The 432-nt window shown below is 63.7% G+C and carries 1 protein-coding gene; it reads right to left on the bottom strand.

Annotated features, from left to right (window positions below; all coding sequences use genetic code 11):
* Window positions 1-56 precede the first annotated feature (56 nt).
* Window positions 57-432: ABC transporter permease subunit (locus AC1D0P_RS30105; RefSeq protein ID WP_477680081.1), on the bottom strand; the 376-nt coding region annotated here is incomplete at its 5' end.

Raw genomic sequence — 432 nt, forward strand, 5'->3', positions numbered from 1 at the left:
CAGCGCATTGAGCGCGGTGACGCCGCCAAAGGTCACGGTGATGTCGCGGATGGCGATCATGGTCGCTTCTCCTTGCCGGTGATCCGGCCGACGAGATCGGTCAACTGGCCGGCAATGCCGCGCGGCGCGGTCGTCAGCGCATGGATCAGCGCGCCGCCGAAAATGATGAAGGCGGCGTCGCCATTGACGCCGAGGTCGTTGAGCAGTGCCGGCACGAAACGATAGAGCAAAGCTGCGATCACCGCGCCATACCAATGCCATGCGCCGCCGACGATGGTGAGTGCAAAGATCATCACCGATTCCGCCGGCGGGAAGGATCGTGCATCGAGAAGCTGGAGATTGCCGGCCAGCAGCCCGCCCGCCACGCCGGCGAGAAAGCCGGACAGCGCAAAACCCCAGATCTTATAGGCCGTGACATTGATGCCAACAGCC

This window comes from Polaromonas sp. P1_G2 (assembly GCF_056405515.1).